Genomic DNA, 25,689 nt, shown 5'->3' on the forward strand with positions numbered 1-25,689 from the left:
ATGAAAAGAGTTGGGAGACCAACTCTTTTCTAGTGCATCGCGTAGCATTTCTACGAAGCTAAGCGAGTTAGAAAGTCTAGCAAGGTGTAAAGTGCTTCCAGGACTTGCGACGGGAGTGGGAAAGAACTCGACTAGTCAAAAAAAGAGTTCGTCAACAAGTCCTTATTTCCAGTTGTTGAGCTGAAACAGTCTGGGGATAGACTGTTTCACTCCCACCCCCGCACAGCTCAAACTGTCTGGGAGACAGTTTGAGGTTGGAAATGAAGCGAACTCTGTTCGCATCAGTCGTATAGGTCAGATTTAGAGTGTAAAACACGAACAAATCTGCCAATCAACCACTGCGCTGAGATGTTGACACGAACTCTAAGAAGCGATGCTGGACTTTATGCCCAGCTTCTAGTGCCATGCCTAGTCTTTCTGGGAAGTGTGACCTAGAAAGACTGGCTAGGTGCAGCTTTGACTGAAAAATAGGCGGTAAGTCAGCTCAAAATATCTGGGAGATATGTTGAGGTTAGAAATAGAAGAAGCGAAGCTTCTGTCAAAAATGATTCCGTAGATTGTTACTTTGATTTTTCTTGGTGATAACTTCAAATAGTCCACTGTGCTATTTGAACCCCGCAAGGCTGAATCTTGGTCACAACTCCCATTCAGCTACTGCGACAAAAATATAAATGTAGAAAAGACGTTGTTTTTTTGCAGCGTCTATTTGTTTGTCTTACTTCTGGGTTCCTTCTTGCAGCTGATTTAAAGTAGCAGATTATTGGGTTTTTCGAAAAGCTGGCGTGAACAGGAGGCTTCTCCAGTCGAGCTTAGGAGAAAAGAAAAGCTGGGCAGGTATTTGCTATTCTATTTTCCGAAATCATGTTAGAATAGAGGTATGTTTAAAAAATATACATTTGATCCAAAGAAATTTCGGTTGGGGATGCGGACGTTCAAATCGGGTTTAGCAGTCTTTCTAGTTATTCTACTCTTTGGCTATATGGGCTGGGAAGGGATTCAGATTGCGGCTTTGACGGCTGTGTTTAGTTTACGAGAAGACTTCGATCAGAGTGTCCATTTTGGAGCTTCTCGTATTCTGGGTAATTCTATTGGCGGTTTTTATGCGCTACTTTTCTTTATTTTGGATAGGTTATTCTTAGATCATTTTTGGGTAACTGCGGTTTTTGTTCCGATATTTGTCATGTTAACGATTATGACAAATGTGGCGATGAATAATAAAGCGGGAATTATTGGTGGTGTATCAGCTTTATTAATTATTACATTGTCGATTCCTGCTGGTGATACGATTCAATATGTGTTTATTCGTGTATTTGAAACCTTTATCGGAGTTTTCATTGCGATTCTAGTTAATTATGATGTGAATGTTATAAAAAAACGTTTTCAGGATAAATAATGTTATAAAATATAACATCGCCTATTGACCTAAAAAAAAAATTCTCCTATAATGGTAGGCAGAAAGGAGTTCATTATGAGAGAAAGAGAGTTCCGTCGTTCCCTGGCCATTTTTCCAATTGGCAGCGTTATGAAATTGACCGACCTAACAGCCCGTCAGATTCGTTACTATGAAGATCATGGATTGATAAAGCCTGATCGAAATGAAGGGAATCGTCGCTTGTATTCTCTAAATGATATGGACTTACTTCTTGAAATCAAGGATTTTCTAGCTGAAGGTTTGAATATAGCTGCGATTAAGAAGGAATATGCAAATCGTGAAGCGAAAGCTAAGGTTCAAAAACAACAGAAAACCTTGACGGACGAAGATGTCCGTCGTATCTTACATGATGAATTCAGTCGTCAAGGACGCTTTTCAAGTCCTAGTTCCATTTTCCGTTCATCGTAATTACTTTTTAAATAGAGGAGAAAACTAATGGCATTCACAGTGGCAGATATCAAACGCGATATTAAAGAGAAAAACGTTACCTTCCTGCGTCTGATGTTCACAGATATTATGGGAGTGATGAAAAACGTAGAGATTCCAGCAACTGATGAGCAGGTTGATAAGGTATTATCAAACAAGGTCATGTTTGATGGTTCATCAATCGAAGGGTTTGTACGTATTAATGAATCAGATATGTACCTTTACCCAGACTTGAATACTTGGACAATCTTCCCCTGGGGTGATGAAAATGGTTCAGTAGCGGGTTTGATCTGTGATGTTTATTCAACTTCAGGTGAGCCATTTGCTGGTGATCCTCGTGGTAACTTGAAAAAAGCCCTTCGCCACATGGAAGAACTTGGATTTTCTTCATTCAATTTGGGTCCAGAGCCAGAATTCTTCCTCTTCAAGATGGATGAGCAAGGAAATCCAACCCTTGAAGTGAACGACAAAGGTGGTTATTTTGACCTAGCTCCAACAGATTTAGCAGATAATACCCGTCGTGAAATTGTGAATGTCCTTACTCAAATGGGCTTTGAAGTAGAAGCAAGTCACCACGAGTGTGCCGTTGGTCAGCATGAAATTGACTTCAAATACGATGATGTTTTGAGTGCTTGTGATAAGATTCAACTTTTCAAGTTGGTTGTTAAAACGATTGCCCGTAAACATGGTATGTATGCAACCTTTATGGCTAAGCCAAAATATGGTATCGCTGGTTCAGGTATGCACTGTAACATGTCACTCTTTGACAAGGATGGAAACAATGCCTTCTTTGATCCAGAAGATCCTCGCGGTATGCAGCTGTCTCAAACTGCTTACCATTTCCTTGGTGGTTTGATTAAGCATGCTTATAACTATACTGCTATTACAAACCCGACAGTGAACTCTTACAAGCGTTTGGTTCCAGGCTTTGAAGCTCCTGTGTATATTGCTTGGGCTGGTAAAAACCGCTCACCATTGGTTCGCGTACCTGCATCATGTGGAATGGGAACTCGTTTGGAATTGCGCTCGGTTGATCCAACTGCCAACCCATACTTAGCTATGGCAGTTCTATTGGAAGTTGGCTTGGAAGGTATTCAAAATAAAATTGAAGCACCAGCACCAGTAGAATCTAATATCTATGCAATGTCTGATGAGGAGCGTCGTGAAGCAGGTATCACTGATCTTCCTTCAACTCTTCACAATGCATTGAAAGCTCTCCGTGAAGACGAGGTAGTTCGTGCAGCTCTAGGTGATCATATCTATACGAATTTCTTGGAAGCTAAGAAAATCGAATGGGCAAGCTATGCAACCTACGTTTCTCAATGGGAAATCGACAACTATTTGGATATGTATTAAACAAAGGACCCCGACGGGTCCTTTGTTCATGAGCTTAGAAATTTGAGAGCGAGTAATGGTCCAGTGGAGTGAAATAGTCTGGGAAGAGACTGTTTCAGTCTGAGCTAATAAATAGCAGGGCGAGGGGATGGACATGAGCTTGAAATCGGTCTTTTTTCAAGCTGGATTATCTTGTTAATATAAAATAAATCCCAGAGATTTAACCTCTGGGATTTTAGTGTGTTATCGGTCAGGCGTCAGAATCATTGGGATAATGATTGGTTCACGCTCTGTTTTTTCGTATAGGAATGGTCGTAGGGCATTGACGATGGCGCCGTTGACTGTTTGGATATTTGCGTCTTTATTACGCATAGCGATGCGGATAGCGTTGAAGAGAACGCGTTGGCTTTCGCGAATGAGCTCGCCAGATTCTCTCATATAGATAAAACCGCGACTGAGGATGTCTGGTCCTGCTAATATCATCTTAGAATTAAAATCGACAGTGGCTACTGCAAGGACGACGCCGTCTTCTGAGAGGTCACGGCGGTCTTTGAGGACAGCTGCACCGATTTCACCAATGCGGTTTCCGTCCACGTAGATGTCTTGAGCATTGAACTTACCGGCCAATCGTGCAGAATCCTTGGTCAGTGCTAGGACATCGCCGTTTTCCATGATGAAGATGTTGTCCTTTGGCACGCCAGTATCAACTGCCAGACTGGCATGGATTTTTTGCATACGGTATTCGCCGTGGACAGGCATGAAGTATTTTGGCTTAATCAGGCGGAGCATGAGTTTTTGTTCTTGCTGGCCACCGTGTCCAGAGGTATGGATGTTGTTAATCTTGCCGTGAATCACATCGACACCGGCTTCAATCAAGATATTGATGAGCTTGTTGACACCTGTGGTATTTCCCGGAATAGGACTGGACGAGAAAATAACCGTATCGCCCGGCTGGAGTTGCACCTGACGGTGAGTACCGTGGGCAATGCGGGAGAGGGCAGCCATAGGCTCGCCTTGGCTACCTGTACAGAGAATCATAATCTCGCTGGCAGGGTATTCTTTGATCTCGTTTGGTTCGATAAAGGTGTCTTTTGGAACCTTGATGTAGCCGAGCTCGATACCGTTAACAATGGCTTTTTCCATGGAACGTCCAAAGACAGCGATCTTGCGTCCGGTCTTAACCGCTGCATCCGCAGCTTGTTGGAGACGGAAGATGTTGGAGGCGAAGGAGGCAAAGATAATGCGTCCGTGAATACCTTCAATCAGTTTCATAATGGACTGGCCGACCACTTTTTCCGAGTTGGTAAAGGTTGGGACTTCAGCATTTGTCGAGTCGGATAGGAGGCAGAGAACGCCTTCTTCACCGAGTGCGGCCATGCGGTGCAAGTCAGCTGGCTCACCAACAGGAGTGAAGTCGAACTTGAAGTCACCGGTACAGACGATTTTCCCTTGAGGTGTATCAACGACGATACCAAGTGGTTCTGGAATGGAGTGGGTGGTGCGGAAGAAGCTGACTTTGAGGTGCTTGAAGGTCAACTCTGTATTATGATTGATTTCATGCAAGGTCGCATCACGGAGCAGTCCGTGTTCTTCCAATTTGCCACGGATAAGGGCGAGGGCCAAAGGTCCAGCATAGATTGGGACATTGGCTTGCTTGAGCAAGAAGGGAATGCCTCCGATGTGGTCTTCGTGCCCGTGGGTAATAACCAGACCTTTAACGCGGTCTAGGTTTTCAACGATGTAGGAGTAGTCTGGGATAACGTAGTCAATACCCAATAGGTCATCTTCTGGGAACTTGATACCCGCATCGACGATGAGAATTTCATCCTTATACTCGATACCGTAGGTATTTTTCCCGATTTCTCCCAAACCACCGATGGCGAAAACGCCAACTTCATGAGGTTTTAGATTGACTGATGACATGGATTAAAACTCCGTAATTTTGAAATCTGCGTGCTCTTTCTCGTATTCAAGATGATTGTCCGATAAGAGGTCAATAAATTCGATGTTGTATTCAGGGCGGTTGGTTTCCACCAATTCACGCGCGATAATACGACCTTCCAATTCTGACGCAGCATCGATGTCTAGATAAAGAGCACGTGTTTGCTCGCGACGTGGGCTAATTTTTGATTCTTGATAGAATACTTTATAAATCATGTGTAGTATAGTTCCTTTCTTTTTGACTGGCAACTATGAAAAAAGCCCCAAACAGTTGGGGCTGTCTGGTAATGCTTATTCAATTTTCTCGAGTTGTCAATTTATTCAGTCTAAATATTACTCTTCATTATACCATAAAATATGCTGATGGTAAAAGGGTTTGGTAGGAAAATGGAAAAGTGTCATGATTTTCAGAAACAAGCAGTCATTTGGCAGAATAATAAGTGAAATTGACAAAAATATATTTGGATATTATAATAAATGTAAGCGGATTTTCAATACATCAAGAAAGGGGATGAGTCATGGGCACAGTACCACAAATGAGTTTAGGCGAATTTTACAGGGAACTCCGAAATTCTCGCTTGGTTAAGCAAAAGGATGTTGTCGGTGGAGACTTTACAGCAGCCCAGTTGTCACGCTTTGAATCGGGAAAATCCATGTTGGCAGCGGATAAGTTAATCGTGGCTGTCGAGGGTATTAACATGACCATGGAAGAATTTACTTACAAATACCATGGATATAAAGAAGCACCTCATATCGAGCTGGCCAATCTCATCTCAGATTTGTATTACCAGCAGGACAAAGAAGCTTTGAAAGCTTTATTAACATCAGATTTGTTAGCAGATGAAGGAGAACTTTACTCTCGGCTTAATGCTATTGTTATCAAGGTCGCTTTAGTCGCTTTAGAAGGGATAGATAATGTTGAAGAAGAAGATAGGCAATATTTGGCAGACTATCTCTTCGCTATTGAGGAGTGGACAAGTTTTGAGCTTTATCTATTTATGAATGCACAGATGTTGTTGAATAATCGGATGTTATTGTATTTTGCTCATGACTTATGTAAGGAAGAAAAATCTTTTAATAAACTTAGGAAACATCAGGAACTTATAAAATCTACGTTACTCAATACGATTTCGGAATTATTTGATAGAGGAATATACTCTCAAGTTTCCTATTACTTAGATAAAATGGAGTCTATGATTAGTTTTAAAGATACCTTTGTAAAGATAATGGCTCGCTATTATCGTCTGCTATTGGACTATATCGAAAATGGTCGTTCAGACAAAGAAAAAGAGATAATCGAAACCTACATTCAATCTATACAGGAATTGATAGATGATCAGACAGCTTCGATTATCCGGGTTCATTTTTTAAGATTTGAGTCTTAAAAATAAGAAGTTAGGAGAATGGGGACAGGATTGGATAATGGGTCAATAACGATTGGAATTGATAGCAACAAAGCGAGTACAATAATTGATATATTCTTTTTCATAGAACGCACCTCTTTTTCTTTTTAGTATAGCACAACATTTTATTTGTTAAAATGACTTACATATTTGTAAGTTTAAAAAATTGACTTACAGATTTGTAAGTGGACTTTATTTCGTTTTGAAGATGATACAATGTAGATGTACTATAAAAAAGATAGGAGTAGTTTTATGAAAAAGAAGTTCTTAGCAGTTACTATGCTGTTTTCATTGGTTTTTCCAGCTTCTTTAGTGTTTGCTGAGTCTCATGGAGACCACTCTAGTCACGGAGACCATTCTGAGGCTGTTGTTATTAGTGAAATGGCTGAAGGTCAGTTGATTGTGGAGCAACAAATAGAGGTTGCAGCACAGACGGAGCCTCTATATAGTTTTGAAGAAATCTTAGATCTACCAAATGAGGCTTTTCCGAATGCGACTCCTGATGAGGTGGAGAGTATTAAAGGTATGATTGAAGCCACTATGGATTACAATCATTCTGATATGAAGGTACCGTTATCAATGGTATATATTGATAAGACCGCAGAAAATTCAGATGCAATTCTTTCAGGCGGTGGTCTTCCATACTGTTTAGATGATAATGGTTGGGGATACCAAAATTTTATTACCTCAGATTGTAACATAGCTATGGCAGTTGTTAGCCAATGTGTTTATGAATCTATCATTAAGAATCCCAATTTGCGTTACTGTAGAGCGGATTTATATAGAAATTGTTCTCCTAGGATTGGTCACAGTCCATATTGGCATAGACATTAATAAATGTGTTTGTATAAAATTAGAAGGAGTTGCAGGTTGATTCAAAAAATACTAAGACTGTTTGGGCTTGTTAGTTGTCTTCTTGCCTTGGTTTGTGCGGTGGTATTTAGAGAGGGGCTGGTTTCCAATCCACTTGGTCAATTTTCGGGTTTTCCACTTAACCACCAGCATACAGGTTGGGGAACATCGCGTTATTATCCCAACATTGATCCGACAGCAAAGCCGACTCAGGAGGTCAGAGTTGCTATCATTGACTCTGGTATAAGGGAAGAAGCGGTAGATGAGTTTTATGTTGAGGATATGCAAGTTTTTTCCACTTCAACCTCTGTCTTTGATACCATTGGTCACGGGACAAAGATTGCCAGTATCATTGGTGCTAAGAATAATCATGTGCTAACGCTGGGATTGAGCCCGGAAGCAAGATTGTTTTCCTACAAGGTAACGGATGATGACGGGACGATAAAAAATGACTACCTTGTCAAAGCTGTTCAGCAGGCTATTGAAGATCATGTTGATGTTGTGAATCTGAGTATGGTGGCGACCAATCCAAGTAAAGAATTGGAAGATGTGGTTGAAGCCTACCTTCAACAAGGTGGCTATATGGTTGTCCCAGCTTATGATTTGAAAAAGGTAGAGGCCCTAAACCCTCTTTTGACGATTGAAGGGGTTGTCTCCGTAGGTACCTACAATGAATTTTTTACGTTATTGAATCCGCAGGAAGAGATTGCTTACTACGCACCGTACTCTCAAGAAACGCTGTCAATGGAAAACAGGATTGTACGAAGCGAGGGTTCCTCTTTTAGCACGGCCTTTGTTTCGGGGACAATTGCCCACTTGCTCTCCGTCGGACAAACCGATGCAGAAATCACCAAGCAACTAGATGACTTTTTTAGTGCACGGTCTGTGAAGAGCAAGCAGTCTCCATTGTTGGCTGGTTATGAAACGCATCAAGCTTTGGTAAATAACAGCTACACAGTGCTCTCTCTATCTCTGATAGGTCTTCTTGTTTTCCAGACAATCCTAGGGATACTCACCGCGAGAAAAGAGAGTGAGGTGCGGGGTGCTTATATGCGGTACATCGTTGTAACGGACGTGTTACTGGTTATTCTTGCCTTGTTAATTTTGCCGACTCAAATGTGAGGTGTTAGATGGAATTAATTTCAATTGTGTTCGTTGTCCTTATTGTTGGAGTTCAAGTCTATTTTTCGACAAGGTACTTTGCTAAGGCTACTTCCAAGCTACAAAAAGGATTTGTCGTCGTAACGTCCCTCTTTCAAATTGTATTTTCAATCTGGTTGATGCTGTTTGTTACACTGGGATATTTCGGTAGTATTCATTTTTGATGAGATTTTTTTGCCTCCTATACTCATAGGAGGTTTTCTATATTTGAAAAATTCCCCAAGTTAGCATACAATAGAGAGTAGCATTGAAAAGAGAGAAAAGTTTATGAAAATACTAGCTTTAGATAGCTCCAACCAGGCTCTATCGGTTGCCTTGGTGGAGGACGGTCGTTTGCAGGCGGAAACCCTGCTGGCCGTCAAGAAAAATCATAGTATCAGCCTCATGCCTGTGGTCGATTTTTTGGTAGCGCAGGTGGGCTGGACACCCAAAGACCTGGATCGGGTTGTGGTCGCTCAGGGACCTGGCTCCTACACGGGGCTTCGTGTGGCGGTGGCGACTGCCAAGACCTTGGCCTACACCCTCAAGATCGACTTGGTGGGGCTATCCAGTCTTCAGTCCCTGGTTCCGTCCAGCCTGACGGGTCTGGTGGTGCCCCTCATCGATGCCCGCCGTAACTGCGTCTATGCAGGTGTTTATGAAAATGGCAGAGCAGTCGAGCCAGACCGCTACTGGTCTTTTGAAGACTTACTATCTAGCCTGTCTGGCAAAGCAAACATCACCTTTGTCGGAGAAGTAGAAAACTTTATGGAGCAAATCGAGCAAGCTCTGCCGACTGCCCAGTATCAAACCAGCCTGCCGACTGCCTATCAATTGGCGGTGCTGGGTCAAGACTTGCCAGCAGTAGATGTCACCAGCTTTGAGCCCAACTATCTCAAGCGAGTAGAGGCAGAGGAAAATTGGCTCAAGGACAACCAAGCTGGCTCAGAAAGTTATATCAAGCGTGTATGATAGAGATTAAACACTACGATGGTCAGGAAAATCTGGCAGAGGCTGTTTTGGCAGTTATGCAGTCGGTTTATGAGCAGTTTCCATGGACCTTGGAACAGATTGCCTCTAGCATGGAGAGTCAGGATGAGGATTATTATCTGGCCTATGAGGGTCAGGAGCTAGTCGGTTTTTTGGCTGTGCAGACGGTGCTGGATGAGATGGAAATCTTGCAGATTGCAGTCAGGGCTGATTTTCAGAGGTTGGGAATCGCCAGTCAGCTGATGGCTGCTGTGATGGACTGGGATGGAGACATCTTCCTCGAAGTGAGGGAGTCCAATAGCGCAGCTCAAGCCCTCTATACACGCCAGCATTTTACCAAAATAGGAAAACGAAAAGACTACTACCGCCATCCTGTCGAGGACGCGGTGATAATGAAGAGAGAACGGAATGAAAGATAGATTGATTTTGGCGATTGAGACCTCCTGTGACGAGACCTCGGTGGCTGTTTTGCGCAATGAGGCGGAGCTTTTATCCAACGTCATTGCCAGCCAGATTGCCAGCCACCAGCGGTTTGGTGGGGTGGTGCCAGAGGTGGCCAGCCGTCACCATGTAGAAGTGATTACGGCCTGTATCGAGGAGGCCTTGTTGGAGGCGGAAGTGACGGCAGAGGACTTGACGGCTGTGGCTGTGACCTATGGTCCAGGATTAGTTGGTGCCCTGTTGGTCGGGATTTCGGCTGCCAAGGCATTTGCTTGGGCTAACGGTCTGCCACTCATTCCTGTCAACCACATGGCAGGGCATTTGATGGCTGCGCGTGCGGTCAAGGAATTGGAGTTTCCGCTCTTGGCTCTCTTGGTCAGTGGTGGGCACACGGAGTTGGTCTATGTGTCAGAGGCGGGCGACTACAAGATAGTCGGTGAAACGCGAGATGATGCGGTCGGCGAGGCCTATGACAAGGTGGGACGGGTTATGGGTCTGCCCTATCCAGCTGGTCGGGTCATCGATGAGTTGGCACATGAGGGGCAGGATATTTATGACTTTCCTCGTGCTATGATTAAGGAGGATAATCTGGAGTTTTCTTTCTCTGGTTTGAAATCCGCCTTTATCAACCTCTACCACAATGCCCAGCAGAAAGGGGAAAGCTTGTCCAATGCGGACCTGTCAGCTTCTTTCCAAGCCTGTGTTTTGGACATTCTCATGGCCAAGACCAAGAAGGCCTTGGAGAAATACCCTGTCAAGACCTTGGTCGTAGCGGGTGGTGTGGCAGCTAATCAGGGCTTACGAGAGCGGTTGGCGGCTGAAATCACCGATGTGGAGGTCATCATTCCCCCGCTTCGACTCTGCGGTGACAATGCAGGTATGATTGCCTTGGCAGCGGTCAGTGAGTACAATAAGGCAAACCTTGCTGGCTGGGACCTCAATGCCAAGCCTAGTCTGGCTTTTGAAAATTTGTAAAGAAAATTTTATACGTACCTAGAAACGAACTCATCACATTTTGTGGTGGGTTACTTTTTTCATTTGTGGTATACTATATATAGAAAAGTTTTTCATTTGATTTCGAATAAAATAAGTAGAACCCCAAAAAACTGGTTCCAACATGAAAAATCAAATGAAAGGATGTGGGATATTGAGACATACCCTACTAAGACCAACACAAGACACGGTTGCCAAGAAAATTTTTCAAAACACGGAAGTGACCAAGGCTTTTATTTCAGATATTTTGGACCTGCCTGTTTTAGAAGTAGAACTTCTTGACGGCTATCAGATTCGTCTGCCCAATGATGACTTGCCTAAAGGTTTTTACACGGTGACGGACATTTTAGTCAAATTGGACGATGGCACACAAGTTGTCATTGAAATCCAGATTGCCAAGCAAAAGACCTTTGTCAATCGCTTGTGGGCCTACATCTGTACGCAGGTGCATGATAACGTTGAAAAGGTTCGGCAAGAATACGGTCACACCCACTTCACTCACGAGAGGATTTATCCTGTTTATGGCATCGCCCTCTTGGAGAAAAATTATTTCGACGACGACAAGCCTTTCCACGTGTTTAGCCTGCGTGAAGAGGAGACCAATGAAGAGCTGACAGTCAAACCCAAAACTAGCTCCAAGCACCACAGCCTCTTGAAAATGGCTTTTCTGGAGTTAGAAAAATACCAACCCGAAACCATTTCCGATTACGATGTTAAAAAATGGTTCGAATTTTTCGGCAACCGCAACTTTACCATTCAGCCCGACAAGATCATATCTCAGGCTGAACACGCCTTAGATTTTACAACTTGGACAAAGGAGGAACAAGATATGTGGGATAAGCAAATTGATAGCCTTGAAGTTAGCTACGCTACCTTGGTGACTGCGTTTGAAGATGGACGTGAAGAAGGTCGTGAAGAAGGACTTATATACTCTGCCCGTAATTTATTGCTAGCTGGATTTGATGCTGTTGTCATATCGAACAGCTTAAACCTTCCTCTCGAGCGAGTTCTTCAACTTCAAAGTGAGTTGAACGCCAATACCTGATGCTGGTTTACTATTCAACCTGACAAGATCATATCTCAGGCTGAACATGCCCTAGATTTTACAACTTGGACAAAGGAGGAAAAAGATATGTGGGATAGACAAATCGATAGCCTTGAGGTTAGTTACGCTACCTTGATGACTGCCAAGGAAGACGGATTTGAAAAAGGGCTGGAGCGAGGTCGTGAAGAAGGCTTGGAGAAAGGGTTGGAGCGAGGACGTGAAGAAGGACTTATATACTCTGCCCGTAATTTATTGCTAGCTGGATTTGATGCTGTTGTCATATCGAACAGCTTAAACCTTCCTCTCGAGCGAGTTCTTCAACTTCAAAGTGAGTTGAACGCAAATAGCTAACATCTGCCCTCCATATAACCCGAAACCATTTCCGATTACGATGTCAAAAAATGGTTCGAGTTTTTCGGCAATCGTGACTTTACCATTCAACCTGACAAGATTATTTCCCAGGCAGAACACGCCTTAGACTTTACAAGCTGGACAAAGGAGGAAAAAGATATGTGGGATAAGCAAATTGATAGCCTTGAGGTTAGTTACGCTACCTTGGTGACTGCGTTTGAAGATGGACGCGAAGAAGGTCGTGAAGAACTTCAAATCACCTCTGCACGTAATTTATTGTTAGCTGGAGTTGATATTGATATCATATCGAACAGTTTAAACCTCCCTCTCGAGCGAGTTCTCCAACTTCAAAGCGAGTTAGCCGAGAATAGCTAACCAAAATTATCCATATAACCCGAAACCATTTCCGACTACGATGTCAAAAAATGGTTCGAGTTTTTCGGCAACCGCAACTTTACCATTCAACCCGACAAGATTATCGCCCAGACTGAAATTTATAAAACCTACCAAAGCCCTCTGAATATGCTCATTCGAGGGTTTTCTCGTGCCTTGTATAGTCGAATGAATTAGCTTTCAGACAAGGAACTGAGGCGCAGGCTATACTAAAGTATGGCAAGGCGAAAGTGACGATGTATCAAAGATAATTCAAATGACTGTACTATAGTAAATTGAATTAGAAACAGGACAGGTTCAAGTTTATCAGCTTGAGGACTCTAAAACTATTTTGAGATTGAGCTACTGATACAATAACCCAAAACTATCCTACTCTTGATTCAAATTGCTATACAAGAGAACTAAACAATTGATATAAGGGGAAAAGTTTCGTCCAGCCCAAAAACATAAAAATATAACAAACCCTATCTCTTTACACAACAATATCCATGTAACACCCCCTCGCTTACAGCAAGACAAGTCTATAGTCGCCAAGGTTCAACTTCATCAACATGAATAAATGTGTGCAAACTAGGTTATGGCACCGATATAAAACCAGCACTCACCTCCTCTCTTTACATAAATATACAAGTTTTATCATCCGCATTTGTTGGAAAATATAAAAAAGAAACTGGAAAACATTCAGAAAACGCTATCAACTATCCAAGAAAACAAACCTCATTCTCAGCAAATACCATGAAAATGCACCCAGAAAACCTAGCCGAATCCCGACTGTAAAAATTTTTGAAAAAATTTACAAAAAAATATGAAAAATGAGAAAATTTTCATATTTTATACAGTTTTTTAGAAAAAAATTTATGCTATAATTAGTTTGAGGAGTCACTCATAACTAAATGAAAAAAACTATGAAAATAAATCAAAAAAATGCATGTAATAAGAAAACGCTTACATGCATTTTCTTCATGCGTATGGCGTGGAATGAGTATTATTTTCTTGAATTTCTGAAATAATAGTGCTATAATTTAACTATCGTACTTATGTAGATTTTTCGGAGCTTTTGCGCCAATATACGTCACCCCCATGTTCAGAAATGAGCTAATCATAGACGATACCTCCCTACTAACTTTTTAAAGCAGGGGGGGGGTATTTTTGTATATAAGCAAGTGAGAAAAAGGTCTATGTTAGCTACTATTGCATAAGCCAGCACAATTATTAGGAGGATTTTCATGTCTAGTAAAGATATGTTTAGAAAAGAACAACGCTTTTCTTTTCGTAAATTTAGCTTTGGTCTAGCTTCGGCGGTCATTGCCAACGTTATTTTCGGTGGAGCAATCGCAAACACCCCAGTTGTACATGCCAACACAGCAACTGAAACAGCAGCAGTCGCAACAAGCGAGCGGATTGCATCCATACCATACACAGTTAACATCGTGGATCAAACAGGTAAAGTTGTTGAAACGAAAGAGAAAAAGGTTTTAGTATATACAGTTGAGACTATTGCAACAGCAACAGAATACTTGACTGCTGACCTTGTGCCAGAAGGCTATGCCATTGTATCAGGATTAGGTGAAGTTACCCTTACTGAAAAAGCAGACAACATCTTCACAGTAAAAGTAGACAAAATTGCACCAGAAGCAGCAACAACTACGACAGCTGAGTCGGCTACATCTGAAACATCAACTGCAGCAGCAACTCCTGAGCCAGCAAGTTTAGCAGCTACGCAATCAACACCAGTGACGGCAGAAGTAGCTGAGGCTGAGGTAGCACCAACTACATCAGAAGAATCAGCGAAACCAACAGAACGTACAGCCTACCTTAGCTACATCACTCATTACGTCAATGAAGCAAACGAAACTGTTGACAGAAGAGGTCACCTTGTACCTGTAACAACGACTGATGAAACAGCTAAAACACAAGTAACCGTGTCTGCATCTGAGAATATGCCTTCTGGTTGGGAATTGGTTCAAGATAAGGCAAAAGTTGTTGTTCAATTGGTTGAAAACCAAACAAATATATTAGTTTTTGCCGTAACGAAAAAATCTAAAGAAGAAGAGATTGCAGCATCACAATTGTCAAACCGTGATGTCTTGATGCGATTGTCTTTAGAAGCAGACTTGCTTGCTGACGAAGCTCTCCGCCAAGTAGCGAAAGAGCAAGCTGGTAACACTGCCCTTGAAACAGCTGCTAACGAAACGAAAGCAGTAGCTGCTACCGCTAATGAAGTTTTGGCAAATGACGCTGCAACTGAAGCAGAACTCGATGACCAAATCAATACAGTACGCACAAGCACACAAAACCTTGCGGCTGAAATGTTGAAAGTCGATAAAGATGGAATCTTGACTGCTATGTTGGATGCGACAAATCAAGGTATTACAATCACCACGTCAAGTAAAGGTAAAGTTCGTCCAGATTATCCAAACCATATCCGTGATTTTGCAACCAATTCAAAACAACAAGAATATGAGAATCAGGATTTCTTCTTTGGTTTGATTGGCAAGGAGTTAACTCAAGAGAACAGCCAAATCAGTGCAACAGCACAAGGTCCGGATGGCTCACCTCTAACCATTTCACTCGTAGGTGGTGGATGGCAAGAAATCCCTGAAAGAGACAGATATGGTCTGAACATCAATAATTCAGGTGTCATATACGGAACAACCACTATCAAAGAGGCAGGTAATACCTTTTCATGGCGGTTCAAAGCTAGCAGCAGTGGTTATGAGACAGTAGGACCACAGTTCACCTTTGTACCGTATACTGTTGTAAAAACAGATGAGGAGCCAGTTCGTAAAGCAGTTACGGCGGGAGTAACTGCTAATGAGATTCTTGCAAAAGTCAAGTCAGATGTAACACGTGGAAACGGCACAAGCTCTACTGCCGAAGCTACTCAAGGTCCTTTAAACATTGCCTTTGAGCAACATTTCAACTCTGCACTAACTGCTCGTGCAACAGGTACTTCTACTACCGTTGCAGATACTGATAAGACTGGCAAACAAATCTGGCATGAAATCAAAGAATATGTCAAAGTTGCTGAAGCTGACGGTACTGTTGTTTCAGGTGATCCGGTTACAGGCTCTCTTCCTACAGAAGCAGGGACATATGATGTGACTGTTCTTTCAACAAACGTTCATGGTCAAACGATTGAGAATGTTGTTAAAGTCATTCTTAATGCTGCACCAACAATCACTGCGTCAGGAACAGTTTCGGCAAACCCATTCAACACAACTTCCCCAGAACGTAAGATTGTTTACATCTTCGGTATAACAACTGGAGATACTGAAGCGGTAACAACTGCTAAAGCTGAAACAGGGGAAAAAGCTAAGGCACCAATTTTTGACAGCACTATTGCGAAACCAGTTGCAACCATCACAGATCCAGATAGCACAAGCATCAAGGTGGACTATGGAGGTGGGGCGGAACAAAACCGACTTAACAACCTCGGTTCTAAAATGGTGGCAACGGCAGCTGATGGTACTGTATTGAAGGCAACTGATGGTACCTTTACGAACGTAACCGTAACCAATGGTACTGCAAATATTTATCTAGGTGGTACGTACGAGTTCCTACCTGGTGGTAAGTATACACGTCAGTTTATCGTATCAGATGAATCAAATACAGAAGTTAGAGGCGAAGCATTCTACACGGTATCTTATACGGATAAACTAGTAGATAACCAACCTATTGCTAAGAATCAAGATGTTGCATTGACAGAAAGAGAAGTTTTTGCTAAGTTGACCCTTGACGCTCAATCAGGTGGTTTCAGCGATACAAGCCCTACTCTTACAGTTCCTGACAGTGAAGTAACTCGTACCATTGTAGGATACCGCACTGCGGATGGTGTATATACTGAACAAACTAACCTTGCACAATTCCCGAAAGATAAGGATTTTGAAGTTAAAGTTAAAACAACTAACGTTTATGGTCAAACCATCTACAACTGGGTAAAAGTTGATTACAACTTGAAACCAAAAGTTGAAATTGTTGACGCAGTTGAAGGCACAACAAAGACTGTTTATGTCTTCTCTAAAAATAATGATAGAACTGAGAATAGTGAAGGTGTAACCGGAACGAATGTAGCATTCGACAGAAATAAGGCTACAAAAGCTGTTGTAAACATAACGGATGATGGGCAAGTCACAAGAATCGTTTACAACGATGCTAGAAATGACACGGCCGATATGCTTGAAAAAGGTGTAACTCCTGCAACTCTAGTTGGTACTGACGGCTACTTTGAAGGAAGTGTTGCAGCTCCTGCAGGTACTAATGCAACTCGTTTATTGAAAGTGACTGATGATAAAGGACTCGTAGGACAAAGTCCAACATTCAGAGTGTATGCTTTCTCAGATACTGTCCCAGCTGACGTAACTCCTGTTAGCCTTTTCAAAGGAACTAGTCCAACTGTGGCAGATATTACAGCTAAGATGGTCATTGACAGCAACAGTGGCTATCCAGATAACTCTGAGGTAGAAATTCCAGAGGATGCTTATACCCGTACTGTTGTTGGTTACCGTTTAGATAGCTCTTCACCTACAGTAGCTGTTGACTCAGTAGCAGGATTGCCAACTGAAGGTTCATACCAAGTTCGTGTAAAAACAAGTAACGCCTATGGTCAGGAAATTTATAACTGGGTTCCTGTAAGCCATTATGATAGAGAACTCGCTAAAGCAGATGTTGAAAACCAGGCAGCAGCAGCAAAAGAAGCGATTGACAACAATCCAAACTTGTCAGAAGCTGAGAAAAAAGCCGCTAAAGATGCAGTAGATGCAGAAGTAGCGAAAGCTAACGACGCAATCGACAAGGCAAAAACTCCAGCTGAAGCACAAACAGCAGAAGATAACGGTGTCAAAGCTATTGATGCTGAAGAACTTGCAGCAGCTAAGCAAGATGCGAAGAACAAGATTGCCAAAGATGTAGAAGTAGCAAATGCAGCTATCGAGTCAAATCCAAACCTGTCAGAAAAAGAAATTGCAGACGCTAAGGCAGAAGTAGCTAAAGCAGCAGAAGATGCTAAGAAAGCTATCGATGCAGCAACAACACCAGAAGCCGCTCAAACAGCAGAAGAAGCCGGTACGGCAGCTATCGCAGAAGATGTTGTTGAAGCAGCTAAACAAGACGCTAAGAACAAGATAGATGAAGATGTAAAAGCCGCAAAAGAAGCGATTGACAACGATCCAAACTTGTCAGAAGATGAGAAACAAACCTTCAAAGATGCTGTAGACGAAGCTGCACAAACAGCAAAAGGCGAGATCGACAAGGCGAAGACTCCAGCTGAAGCTCAAACAGCAGAAGAAGCTGGTACGGCAGCTATCGCAGAAGATGTTCTTGACGCAGCTAAACAAGACGCTAAGAACAAGATAGATGAAGATGTAAAAGCAGCAAAAGAAGCGATTGACAACGATCCAAACTTGTCAGAAGATGAGAAACAAACCTTCAAAGATGCTGTAGACGAAGCTGCACAAACAGCAAAAGGCGAGATCGACAAGGCGAAGACTCCAGCTGAAGCTCAAACAGCAGAAAAAGCTGGTACGGCAGCTATCGCAGAAGATGTTCTTGACGCAGCTAAACAAGACGCTAAGAACAAGATAGATGAAGATGTAAAAGCAGCAAAAGAAGCGATTGACAACGATCCAAACTTGTCAGAAGATGAGAAACAAACCTTCAAAGATGCTGTAGACGAAGCTGCACAAACAGCAAAAGGCGAGATCGACAAGGCGAAGACTCCAGCTGAAGCTCAAACAGCAGAAGAAGCTGGTACGGCAGCTATCGCAGAAGATGTTCTTGACGCAGCTAAACAAGACGCTAAGAACAAGATAGATGAAGATGTAAAAGCAGCAAAAGAAGCAATTGACAACAATCCAAACTTGTCAGAAGATGAGAAACAAACCTTCAAAGATGCTGTAGACGAAGCTGCACAAACAGCAAAAGGCGAGATCGACAAGGCAACGACTCCAGCTGAAGCTCAAACTGCAGAGGATAACGGTGTCAAAGCTATCGATGCTGAAGAACTTAAAGCAGCTAAGCAAGATGCTAAGAACAAGATTGCCAAAGATGTAGAAGCAGCAAATGCAGCGATCGAGTCAAATCCAAACTTGTCAGAAAAAGAAATTGCAGATGCTAAGGCAGCAGTAGCAGACGAAGCTAAGAAAGCAAACGACGCAATCGATGCAGCAACGACACCAGAAGCAGTTCAAGAAAAAGAAGAAGAAGGTACTGCAGCTATCACTGCAGATGTTCTTGACGCAGCTAAATTGGATGCTAAGAACAAGATTGCCAAAGATGTAGAAGCAGCAAATGCAGCTATTGAGTCAAATCCAAACTTGTCAGAAGATGAGAAAAAAGGCTTTAAAGATGCTGTAGATGCAGAAGCAGCAAAAGCAGTTGCGGACATCGAAAAAGCAACAACACCAGAAGCAGTTCAAGCAAAAGAAGAAGCTGGTACGAAAGCTATCGCAGAAGATGTTCTTGACGCAGCTAAACAAGACGCTAAGAACAAGATTGCCAAAGACTTGGCAACTGTAGAAGCAGCTATCGATGCTAACTCAAACTTGTCACAAGACGAAAAAGATGCAGCGAAACTTGCAGCTCAAGCTAAGGCAGCGGAAGCAGTAGCAAACATCGAAAAAGCAACGACTCCAGAAGCAGTTCAAACCTTAGAAGATGCAGCTGTAAAAGACCTTGCAAACATCGAGATTAAAGCGGCTTACGATGACGCAGTGAAAGCAATCGAAGCAGCGGATAACTTGTCAACAGCAGCTAAAACACAAGCCTTAGAAGACTTGAAGAAAGCTCGCCAAGCAGCAGAAGATGCTATTAAGACAGCAACAACGGCTGATGAAGTTGCCAAAGGTGCACTTGATGGCTTGAAATCTATTGCTAAAGTTGAAGCAAAAGCAGCAGCTGACGATGCAAAAGCAGCTATTGCACAAAATTCAAACCTGACAGATGCAGAGAAGAAAGTCTACACAGATGCAATCGATAATGCGTTGAAAGATACAGAAACTAAGATTGACGATGCAACGGATGCAGATACTGTTGACGCTGAAACAGTTCTTGCTCAAAAAGACATCGCTAAGCAAGAAGTAGCCGCAGCTACAGCTGATGCTGTGAAAGGTATTGAAGCAAATACCAACTTGACAGATGCTGAAAAAGATGAATACAAAGCAACTGTTACCAAAGCAGCTGAAACAGCTGAAAAAGCTATTGCAGATGCAACAACAGCAGCTGACATTCAAAGCAAGACCTTCGATGCTACTCAAGATGTTGCTAAAGAAGAAGTAAAAGCTGATGCAGCTGATGCAATCGCAGGTATCAAGGCCAACGACAACTTGTCAGATACTGCCAAAGAAGAAGCAATTGTAGCCATTGAGGAAGCAAGAGATACCACTCTTGGAAACATCGAAAACGCGAAAACAGCAGCAGATGTTGACACAGCGACACTTGACGCTGAAAAAGCAAATGCTAAAGCAGAAATCAAGGCAGCAGCCGATGACGCTAAGAAAGCCATCGACGAAAACGCAAACTTGCCTGAGTCTGATAAGAACGCTCTTAAATTAGCGATTGATGCAGAAGTTGCAGCAACAAACCTTGAGATTGACAATGCTAAGACAGCAGAAGAAATCGACGCAGCAACTCTTGCAACAGAAAAATCAATTGCTAAGGCAGAAGTCAAAGCCGCTGCAGAAGATGCATTGCAAGCTATCGATGAAAATGCTAACTTGACAGACGCTGAGAAAGCAAAAGCGAAAGCAGATGTCTACGTTGAATTGAGCAAGGCTGAAAAAGCAATCGATAAAGCAACTACAGCAGATGCTATCGACAATGCAACGCTTGTAGGTGAAAAAGCATTCGCTACTGCAGAACTTGAAGCAGCCGCAGAAGATGCTAAGAAAGCCATCGATGCCAACACTCACTTGACAGACGACCAGAAGCAAGCTGCTAAGGATGCAGTCGATGCTGAATTGGCAAAAGCTAAGGAAGCCGTTGTAGCAGCGAAAACAGCTGATGAAGTTGACGCAGCTACACTTGTAGGTGAGAAAGCAGTCGCTAAGGAAGAAATCAAGGCAGCCGCAGAAGATGCTAAGAAAGCTATCGATGCTAACAGCAACTTGACAGACGACGAGAAAGCAGCCGCTAAGGCAGCTGTAGATACTGAAGTAGCGAAAGCTAACGAAGCTATCGACAAGGCAGCAACAGCCGATGCAGTAGACACAGCTACACTCGTAGGTGAGAAAGCAGTCGCTAAAGAAGAACTTAAAGCGGCAGCGGACGATGCTAAGAAAGCTATCGACGAAAACGCAAACTTGACACCAGAAGAAAAAGCAGCAGCTAAGAAAGCCGTAGATGATGAAGTTGCTAAGGCAGAAAAAGCCATCGACGCAGCAACCAAAGCTGAAGAAGTAGATACAGCAACTCTTGCAGGTGAAAAAGCAGTCGCTAAAGAAGAACTTAAAGCGGCAGCGGACGATGCTAAGAAAGCCATCGACGCAAATGCAAACTTGCCTGAGTCTGAGAAGACTGCTCTTAAATTAGCGATTGATGCAGAAGTTGCAGCAACAAACCTTGAGATTGACAATGCTAATACAGCAGAAGAAATCGACGCAGCAACTCTTGTAGGTGAAAAAGCAGTCGCTAAAGAAGAAGTCAAAGCCGCTGCAGAAGATGCATTGCGAGCTATTGATGAAAATGCTAACTTGACAGACGATGAGAAAGCAGCAGCGAAAGCAGATGTCTACGTTGAATTGAGCAAGGCTGAAAAAGCAATCGATAAAGCAACTACAGCAGATGCTATCGACAATGCAACGCTTGTAGGTGAAAAAGCATTCGCTAAGGAAGAACTTGAAGCCGCAGCTGACGATGCGAAAGCAGCTATCGACGCCAACGACAACTTGACACCAGAAGAGAAAGCAGCCGCTAAGGCAGCAGTAGATGCAGAAGTAGCTAAAGCTAACGACGCAATCGATGCAGCAACATCAGCTGACGAAGTAGATGCAGCAACTCTTGCAGGTGAGAAAGCAGTTGCTAAGGAAGAACTTAAAGCCGCAGCCGACGATGCTAAGAAAGCAATTGATGCTAATGACAACTTGACAGACGCTGAGAAACAAGCGGCTAAAGATGCCGTAGATGCAGAAGTAGCTAAAGCTAACGACGCAATCGATGCCGCAACTAAGGCTGACGAAGTAGATGCCGCAACTCTTGCAGGTGAGAAAGCAGTCGCTAAAGAAGAAATCAAAGCCGCAGCAGCCGATGCGAAAGCAGCAATCGATGCCAACGACAACTTGACACCAGAAGAGAAAGCAGCCGCTAAGGCAGCAGTAGATGCAGAAGTAGCGAAAGCTAACGAAGCTATCGATGCCGCAACTAAGGCTGACGAAGTTGACACAGCAACTCTTGCAGGTGAGAAAGCAGTTGCTAAGGAAGAACTCAAAGTAGCCGCAGAAGATGCTAAGAAAGCAATCGAAGCTAACGACAACTTGACACCAGAAGAGAAAGCAGCCGCTAAGGCAGCAGTAGATACTGAAGTAGCGAAAGCTAACGACGCAATCGACGCAGCAACCAAAGCTGACGAAGTTGACGCAGCAACTCTTGCAGGTGAAAAAGCAGTCGCTAAGGAAGAACTTAAAGCGGCAGCAGAAGATGCTAAAGCAGCCATCGATGCCAACGACAACTTGACAGATGCTGAGAAACAAGCAGCTAAAGATGCAGTAGATGCAGAAGTAGCAAAAGCTAACGACGCAATCGATGCAGCAACTAAAGCAGACGAAGTTGATACAGCAACTCTTGCAGGTGAAAAAGCAGTCGCTAAGGAAGAACTTAAAGCGGCAGCAGAAGATGCTAAAGCAGCCATCGATGCCAACGACAACTTGACAGATGCTGAGAAACAAGCAGCTAAAGATGCAGTAGATGCAGAAGTAGCAAAAGCTAACGACGCAATCGATGCAGCAACATCAGCTGACGAAGTAGATGCAGCAACTCTTGCAGGTGAGAAAGCAGTTGCTAAGGAAGAACTTAAAGCCGCAGCCGACGATGCTAAGAAAGCAATTGATGCTAATGACAACTTGACAGACGCTGAGAAACAAGCGGCTAAAGATGCCGTAGATGCAGAAGTAGCTAAAGCTAACGACGCAATCGATGCCGCAACTAAGGCTGACGAAGTAGATGCCGCAACTCTTGCAGGTGAGAAAGCAGTCGCTAAAGAAGAAATCAAAGCCGCAGCAGCCGATGCGAAAGCAGCAATCGATGCTAACGACAACTTGACACCAGAAGAGAAAGCAGCCGCTAAGGCAGCAGTAGATGCAGAAGTAGCGAAAGCTAATGACGCAATCGACGCAGCAACTAAAGCAGACGAAGTTGAGACAGCAACTCTTGTAGGTGAGAAAGCAGTCGCTAAGGAAGAGCTTAAAGCGGCAGCAGAAGATGCGAAAGCAGCTATCGATGCTAACGACAACTTGACACCAGAAGAGAAAGCAGCCGCTAAGGCAGCAGTAGATGCAGAAGTAGCTAAGGCAGAAGAAGCCATCGATGCAGCAACTAAGGCTGACGAAGTTGACGCAGCAACTCTTGCAGGTGAGAAAGCAGTCGCTAAGGAAGAACTTAAGGCAGCAGCAGACGATGCTAAGAAAGCAATTGACGCCAACGACAACTTGACAGACGCTGAGAAACAAGCCGCTAAAGATGCAGTAGATGCATCAGCAGCAGCGGCAAATAAAGCAATTGACGGTTCAACATCTTCAGTTGAAGTTCAAGCTGCTAAAGATAAGGGCAACGCTGCTATTGCAGAAAATGTTCTTGATGCAGCTAAGCAAGGTGCTAAGAACAAGCTTATGGAAGAAGCAGATAAAGCGAAAGCAGCCATCGATGCAAATCCAAACTTGACACCAGAAGAGAAAGCAGCAGCTAAGGCTGAAATCGATAAAGCTGTTGAAGAAGCAATTATTGCTATCAATGGTGCTGGAACTCATCATGCATTGGGTGAAATCAAACTTCCACTTTCAGCTCTTATCAAACCAGTTGTAACAGTAACACCAGTACTTGATCCAAACAACTTGACTGAAGAAGAAATTGCTCGCATCAAGGCTCTCCTTGAAGAGAACAATACATTCCCAGAAGGAACTGAAATCATCGTTTCTAAAGATGCTTCTGTGTCAATCAAGTACCCAGATGGTTCTATTGACTTGGTATTGCCAGCAGAGATTGTGAAACAGGCAGATACAACTGCTCCTGCGATTACAGACGATGCTAAAGGTAATATTGTAGTTGCTCCAACTAAAGAGGCTGTTGAATTTGTTGTTACCTACGTAGATAACAATGGTAAGGCACAACTTGTTGTTGTTACTAAGGGTGCAGATGGTAAATGGACAACAACTGCTAAAGCTGTGATTGTAGATCCTGTTACTGGTCAAGTTATCATTCCAGGTTCTGCTATCAAGCCAGGAACAGTTGTGACAGCTTACTCTAAAGATATGGCTGGAAATGTTTCAGACTTGAATTCGGCAGAAGTTGAAGCAGTAGATGCAAATAATCCTGCAGCAGGAGTGAAAGTGAAATCAGTTACTTCTACTTCAAATGCCAACAAGTCAACTAAGAAAGCTAAGCAATTGCCAAATACAGGTGAAAAAGCAACTTCAGCAACTTCACTTGGATTAGCAGTTCTTGGAATGGGATTAGCACTTTTCGCAGCAAAGAGAAAAAAAGACGAAGAAGAAGCTTAAAATAAGCCATTCATCGAAATCTTTTTGATAAGAAACTAGCTTTTCTCGAAAAGTTGAGCACAGATGGATATCCCTTGGTAAGTCATCCATCTGTACAGTTCAAAATAAAAAGGATCTAAGGTCATTAGACTTTAGGTCCTTTTGTTGTTGGGAAATGGTTGAAAATCAGTGGTCATTATGAGAGAATAGAAAATACATATTTGCACAGTAAGTGTCTTAGGAGGTTTCTATGAAAGTACAGGATTTTCGTGAGGGCCTGCGGGATGCCATTCCCACAGCTCTGGGCTATGCCAGTATCGGTCTAGCCTGCGGTGTGGTTTCGGTCAATTCAGGCATTTCTGCAGTGGAAATGGCTTTGATGAGCCTCTTGGTCTATGCAGGGAGTGCCCAATTTGTCATCTGTGCCATGATTTTGGCTGGTGCCCCCTTGTTGTCGATTGCGGTGACGGTTTTCTTTGTCAACCTGCGGAATTTTCTCATGTGCCTGCACACGACGACCATTTTTCAGGGAAATAGGCTGGGCTCCAACATCTTGATTGGCTCATTTTTAACAGATGAATCCTATGCGGTTCTCTTGCGGAAACACATTGAGGACAAGCAGATTGCTCCTGGCTGGATGTACGGTAACAACTTTGCTGGCTATGCTTCTTGGGTTATCTTTACCACTCTGGGAAATCTCATCGGCGGTTTGATTCCAAATCCTGAGCAGTTTGGCTTGGATTTTGCCTTGGTTGCCATGTTTGTCGGCATTTTCTCAGGTCAGTTGGAAGCTATGGCTCGGACCATTCCTTTGAAAAAAATCGGCTTGATTTTGCTCGCGGTTGGTCTGGCCTATGTCGGCCTGTCTGTGCTAGTATCGTCTTATGTGGCAGTGCTCTTAGCGACGATTTTGGGTTGTTTTGTGGGGGTGATGATTGATGATAAAAACTAGTATTCTATTGATTATTCTGGCGTCGGCCCTAGTGACCTGGGTACCACGCGTCCTGCCTTTTGTACTGACTCAGAACAAATCCCTGCCTCCAAAGTTGGTAAAATTTCTCAGCTTTCTACCTATCACCATTATCTTTGCTCTGACCCTGTCCAGCATCATGGACGAAGAGGTGGGCACACTCCCCAGCCTTCTTCCCGTCGAAAGTCTGGCCCTCATTCCGACCTTTTTGGTGGTCTTGAGGACCAAAAACATCCTCCTCGCAGTAGTAGTTGGCGTCTTGACGACAGCTGTTCTCCGCTTGATTTTCTAGG

17 protein-coding genes and 2 pseudogenes are annotated in these 25,689 nt (G+C 43.2%); 16 read left to right on the forward strand and 3 right to left on the reverse strand.

All coding sequences use genetic code 11. The annotated features are described in order from the left end of the window. Window positions 1–241: 241 nt before the first annotated feature. Window positions 242–331 (reverse strand): annotated as a pseudogene (locus CWM22_01050) (hypothetical protein). 546 nt (window positions 332–877) lie between these two features. Here CWM22_01050 and CWM22_01055 point away from each other — a divergent pair. The 3 genes from CWM22_01055 to glnA all read left to right on the forward strand — a co-directional run bounded on the left by CWM22_01055 (window position 878) and on the right by glnA (window position 3,214). Beyond that, window positions 878–1,393, forward strand: coding sequence for an aromatic acid exporter family protein (locus CWM22_01055; GenBank protein AUC90615.1), 516 nt, complete (start codon window positions 878–880; stop codon window positions 1,391–1,393). 75 nt (window positions 1,394–1,468) lie between these two features. Then, window positions 1,469–1,840 carry a MerR family transcriptional regulator gene (locus CWM22_01060; GenBank protein AUC90616.1) on the forward strand — a complete coding sequence of 124 codons (372 nt, stop codon included), beginning with the start codon at window positions 1,469–1,471 and terminating at the stop codon, window positions 1,838–1,840. Between the two features lie 27 nt (window positions 1,841–1,867). Then, window positions 1,868–3,214, forward strand: a complete 1,347-nt coding sequence (glnA, locus tag CWM22_01065) for a type I glutamate--ammonia ligase (GenBank protein ID AUC90617.1) — start codon at window positions 1,868–1,870, stop codon at window positions 3,212–3,214. A gap of 222 nt (window positions 3,215–3,436) precedes the next feature. On the opposite strand, the gene CWM22_01070 is transcribed toward glnA, so the two are convergent. Together CWM22_01070 and CWM22_01075 are read right to left on the reverse strand one after the other, a co-directional pair. Further along, window positions 3,437–5,116, reverse strand: a complete 1,680-nt coding sequence (locus CWM22_01070; protein AUC90618.1) for a ribonuclease J — start codon at window positions 5,114–5,116, stop codon at window positions 3,437–3,439. Between the two features lie 3 nt (window positions 5,117–5,119). After that, window positions 5,120–5,350: a hypothetical protein gene (locus tag CWM22_01075; GenBank protein AUC90619.1), complete on the reverse strand. Its 231-nt coding sequence runs from the start codon at window positions 5,348–5,350 to the stop codon at window positions 5,120–5,122. Between the two features lie 302 nt (window positions 5,351–5,652). Here CWM22_01075 and CWM22_01080 point away from each other — a divergent pair, with 302 nt between their 5' ends. The 13 genes and pseudogenes from CWM22_01080 (at window position 5,653) to CWM22_01140 (ending at window position 25,688) form a co-directional block, all read left to right on the forward strand. After that, window positions 5,653–6,519, forward strand: coding sequence for a MutR family transcriptional regulator (locus tag CWM22_01080; protein AUC90620.1), 867 nt, complete (start codon window positions 5,653–5,655; stop codon window positions 6,517–6,519). Window positions 6,520–6,789: 270 nt separating this feature from the next. Continuing rightward, window positions 6,790–7,284 (forward strand): annotated as a pseudogene (locus tag CWM22_01085) (hypothetical protein). Between the two features lie 90 nt (window positions 7,285–7,374). Further along, the gene (locus CWM22_01090) at window positions 7,375–8,511 is read left to right on the forward strand and encodes a hypothetical protein (protein ID AUC90621.1); all 1,137 of its coding nucleotides are present in this window, start codon (window positions 7,375–7,377) and stop codon (window positions 8,509–8,511) included. Window positions 8,512–8,519: 8 nt separating this feature from the next. Beyond that, a complete protein-coding gene (locus CWM22_01095; protein AUC90622.1) occupies window positions 8,520–8,714 on the forward strand; it encodes a hypothetical protein in 195 nt (64 codons plus the stop codon). 103 nt (window positions 8,715–8,817) lie between these two features. Further along, a complete protein-coding gene (gene tsaB / locus CWM22_01100) occupies window positions 8,818–9,501 on the forward strand; it encodes a tRNA (adenosine(37)-N6)-threonylcarbamoyltransferase complex dimerization subunit type 1 TsaB (protein AUC90623.1) in 684 nt (227 codons plus the stop codon). After that, window positions 9,498–9,938, forward strand: coding sequence for a ribosomal-protein-alanine N-acetyltransferase (gene rimI / locus CWM22_01105; GenBank protein AUC90624.1), 441 nt, complete (start codon window positions 9,498–9,500; stop codon window positions 9,936–9,938). The genes tsaB and rimI overlap by 4 nt, the downstream gene beginning before the upstream one ends. Further along, window positions 9,928–10,935 (forward strand): tRNA (adenosine(37)-N6)-threonylcarbamoyltransferase complex transferase subunit TsaD, encoded by a 1,008-nt coding sequence (tsaD, locus tag CWM22_01110; GenBank protein ID AUC90625.1) that lies wholly within the window; start codon window positions 9,928–9,930, stop codon window positions 10,933–10,935. The genes rimI and tsaD overlap by 11 nt, the downstream gene beginning before the upstream one ends. Window positions 10,936–11,077: 142 nt before the next feature. Further along, on the forward strand, window positions 11,078–11,998 hold the full coding sequence (locus CWM22_01115) for a hypothetical protein (protein ID AUC90626.1): 921 nt from the start codon (window positions 11,078–11,080) through the stop codon (window positions 11,996–11,998). Between the two features lie 87 nt (window positions 11,999–12,085). Beyond that, on the forward strand, window positions 12,086–12,349 hold the full coding sequence (locus tag CWM22_01120; GenBank protein AUC90627.1) for a hypothetical protein: 264 nt from the start codon (window positions 12,086–12,088) through the stop codon (window positions 12,347–12,349). A gap of 159 nt (window positions 12,350–12,508) precedes the next feature. Beyond that, entirely contained in the window at window positions 12,509–12,724 is a 216-nt protein-coding gene (locus tag CWM22_01125) for a hypothetical protein (protein ID AUC90628.1), read from the forward strand. A gap of 1,244 nt (window positions 12,725–13,968) precedes the next feature. Continuing rightward, entirely contained in the window at window positions 13,969–24,447 is a 10,479-nt protein-coding gene (locus tag CWM22_01130; protein ID AUC90629.1) for a hypothetical protein, read from the forward strand. 229 nt (window positions 24,448–24,676) lie between these two features. Beyond that, complete coding sequence (locus CWM22_01135; protein ID AUC90630.1) at window positions 24,677–25,378, forward strand: branched-chain amino acid transporter AzlC; 702 nt, start codon at window positions 24,677–24,679, stop codon at window positions 25,376–25,378. Beyond that, a complete protein-coding gene (locus tag CWM22_01140; GenBank protein ID AUC90631.1) occupies window positions 25,365–25,688 on the forward strand; it encodes a branched-chain amino acid permease in 324 nt (107 codons plus the stop codon). Before CWM22_01135 ends, CWM22_01140 begins: the two co-directional genes overlap by 14 nt. Window position 25,689 lies beyond the last annotated feature (1 nt).

The sequence above is a fragment of the Streptococcus suis genome (assembly GCA_002831545.1).
Lineage (GTDB): Bacteria > Bacillota > Bacilli > Lactobacillales > Streptococcaceae > Streptococcus > Streptococcus suis_P.

Coding starts and splice junctions, on each gene's coding strand:
- CWM22_01130 (AUC90629.1), top strand. CDS start 13,969: ATGTCTAGTAAAGATATGTTTAGAAAAGAACAACGCTTTTCTTTTCGT.
- CWM22_01125 (AUC90628.1), top strand. CDS start 12,509: ATGTGGGATAAGCAAATTGATAGCCTTGAGGTTAGTTACGCTACCTTG.
- CWM22_01070 (AUC90618.1), bottom strand. CDS start 5,116: ATGTCATCAGTCAATCTAAAACCTCATGAAGTTGGCGTTTTCGCCATC.
- tsaB (AUC90623.1), top strand. CDS start 8,818: ATGAAAATACTAGCTTTAGATAGCTCCAACCAGGCTCTATCGGTTGCC.
- CWM22_01140 (AUC90631.1), top strand. CDS start 25,365: ATGATAAAAACTAGTATTCTATTGATTATTCTGGCGTCGGCCCTAGTG.
- CWM22_01080 (AUC90620.1), top strand. CDS start 5,653: ATGGGCACAGTACCACAAATGAGTTTAGGCGAATTTTACAGGGAACTC.
- CWM22_01095 (AUC90622.1), top strand. CDS start 8,520: ATGGAATTAATTTCAATTGTGTTCGTTGTCCTTATTGTTGGAGTTCAA.
- glnA (AUC90617.1), top strand. CDS start 1,868: ATGGCATTCACAGTGGCAGATATCAAACGCGATATTAAAGAGAAAAAC.
- CWM22_01060 (AUC90616.1), top strand. CDS start 1,469: ATGAGAGAAAGAGAGTTCCGTCGTTCCCTGGCCATTTTTCCAATTGGC.
- CWM22_01075 (AUC90619.1), bottom strand. CDS start 5,350: ATGATTTATAAAGTATTCTATCAAGAATCAAAAATTAGCCCACGTCGC.
- tsaD (AUC90625.1), top strand. CDS start 9,928: ATGAAAGATAGATTGATTTTGGCGATTGAGACCTCCTGTGACGAGACC.
- CWM22_01090 (AUC90621.1), top strand. CDS start 7,375: ATGTGTTTGTATAAAATTAGAAGGAGTTGCAGGTTGATTCAAAAAATA.
- CWM22_01120 (AUC90627.1), top strand. CDS start 12,086: ATGTGGGATAGACAAATCGATAGCCTTGAGGTTAGTTACGCTACCTTG.
- CWM22_01055 (AUC90615.1), top strand. CDS start 878: ATGTTTAAAAAATATACATTTGATCCAAAGAAATTTCGGTTGGGGATG.
- rimI (AUC90624.1), top strand. CDS start 9,498: ATGATAGAGATTAAACACTACGATGGTCAGGAAAATCTGGCAGAGGCT.
- CWM22_01135 (AUC90630.1), top strand. CDS start 24,677: ATGAAAGTACAGGATTTTCGTGAGGGCCTGCGGGATGCCATTCCCACA.
- CWM22_01115 (AUC90626.1), top strand. CDS start 11,078: ATGAAAAATCAAATGAAAGGATGTGGGATATTGAGACATACCCTACTA.